2 protein-coding genes are annotated in these 2,240 nt (G+C 60.5%); both read right to left on the bottom strand.

The window, feature by feature from the left end; genetic code table 11:
* A partial coding sequence (locus A2I95_RS32525) for a polyribonucleotide nucleotidyltransferase (RefSeq protein WP_291736469.1) occupies positions 1–1,201 on the bottom strand: 1,201 nt, incomplete at its 3' end.
* Positions 1,202–1,446: 245 nt separating this feature from the next.
* A partial coding sequence (locus A2I95_RS32530) for a pitrilysin family protein (RefSeq protein WP_291736471.1) occupies positions 1,447–2,240 on the bottom strand: 794 nt, incomplete at its 5' end.

Consider the following 2,240-nt stretch of genomic DNA (forward strand, 5'->3'; position numbering starts at 1 on the left):
GGCCGGGGCCGCCGACACGGCCAACTTCACCCACGGAATAGGGAGGGAAGTTGTAATGCAGCAGGAAGTTGGACTTGAAGTTGCCGTGCAGCGCGTCGATGAACTGCTCGTCATCGCCGGTGCCCAGCGTGGTCACAACCAGACCCTGGGTTTCACCGCGGGTGAACAGTGCCGAACCATGGGTCCGCGGCAGCAGGCCGGTTTCCGAAACGATGTCACGGATTTCGTCAGTCGCACGGCCATCAATACGCTTGCCGGTTTTGACAACGTCGCCGCGCAGAATGCCGGCTTCCAGCTTTTTCAGCGCGGAACCCAGGTTTGCGTCACCCAGCTGCTCTTCGGACAGCGCCCCCTTGATGGTTTCGCGGGCGGCGGCAACCGCGGCTGTGCGCTCTTGCTTGTCGCTGATCGCAAAGGCAGCGCGCATCTCGGTTTCGCCGGCAGCTTTGACGGCTTCGTACAGCTCGGAGTAGTCCGGCGCCTGGAAGTCGAACGGCTCTTTCGCGGCTTCTTCGGCCAGCGAGATGATCAGGTCGATGACTGGCTGGATTTGCTCGTGGGCAAATTTCACCGCACCCAGCATTTCTGCTTCGGACAGCTCGTATGCTTCCGATTCCACCATCATCACGGCGTCTTTGGTGCCGGCAACAACCAGGTCCAGACGCTGTTCCGGGTTCAGGCGCAGGTCTTGCATGTCGTCAACGGTCGGGTTCAGGACGTACTCGCCATCCTCGAATCCAACGCGGCAGCCTGCGATCGGGCCCATAAACGGTGCGCCCGACAGAGTCAGCGCAGCGGAAGCGGCGATCATTGCAACCATGTCCGGGTCGTTGACCAGATCGTGGCTCAGCACGGTGCACATCACCAGCACTTCGTTCTTGAAGCCGGGAACAAACAGCGGGCGGATCGGACGGTCGATCAGGCGCGCGGTCAGGGTTTCTTTTTCGGTCGGGCGCGCTTCGCGCTTGAAGAAGCCGCCGGGCACTTTGCCCGCAGCATAGTATTTTTCCTGATAATGCACGGTCAGCGGGAAGAAGTCCTGGCCGGGCTTCTGCTGACGGGCAAAGGTCACGTTGGCCATGACCGAGGTTTCGCCCAGCGTGGCAATCACAGAGCCATCAGCCTGGCGGGCAACCTTGCCGGTTTCCAGTGTAAGCGTCTCTTCGCCCCACTGCATCGATTTTTTCGAAACGTTAAACATCTAGCGTATCCTAATTGGGAGCACTCCCGGCCCTCCGGGTCTCCCGTTTGCGTGGCGGCCCCATTGCCGCCGGCCCCATCTATCTTGCTTTCGCGTGCCGGGGCCTGGCACATCGTCTCAGACAAGCCCGCCCATACATGAGTTTGGTGTAAATTGAAAGGGAAAGCGGCAAGCGTCTGCTGCCGAGGGCGGCAGTGTGCTATGCAGGATGCCAGGCGAGGTATCGCGGCCCCGCCTGAAAGCTGTCAGTTGGTGGATTCCAGCCCCTCGGGGCGTCCTGCAATGGCGAAATGCAAACCGTCTGGATCCATGAATTCCGCAGCAAAGCGGTTCACGTCTTCCAGCGTGACAGCGTTGATACGGTCGTTACGGGTTTCCACATAGCTGATCGGCAAATGGTCCATCTGCATGCCCGCGAGGATCGAGGCAATACGGCCGTTGCCGTCAAAGCGCAGCGGATAAGCACCGGTCAGATAGGTCTGCGCATCCTTCAGCTCTTTCTCCGTCACGCCCTGTTGGGCCATGCGGCGCCATTCATTACGGATCACCTCGACCGCTTCGGCCATCTTGCCATTGGCCGAGGCCACCGACCCCATATAGACCGCCGCCAGGTCACGCGGCACCAGGTAGGAATAGACCCCGTAGGTCAGCCCGCGCTTTTCCCGCACCTCGGTCATCAGCCGGGTCTCGAATGAGCCGCCGCCCAAGATCTGGTTCATCACATAAGCGGTGAAAAAATCCGGATCCTCGCGCTTGATCCCCTTTTGGCCGAACAGGGCCACAGATTGCGGCGTGTCGAAATCCACAACAGTGACACCGCCCGCGATTGAAACTTCAGCCGGGCCCGGAATCGGGCCGCCCTCTGCTGGCAAGGCGCTCAGCAACTCATCCAGGAGCACACCAAGTTCCTCAGCGGTGATATCGCCCACCGCGCTGACGTACAGCCTGTCTCGCGCAAAAACCGCTTCATAGGCATCAAAAATATCCTGCCGGCTAAGCGCGGAAACGGACTCCAGCGTCCCCTTGCCGTCGCTGGCAT

It is taken from the genome of Leisingera sp. F5 (genome assembly GCF_001593695.1).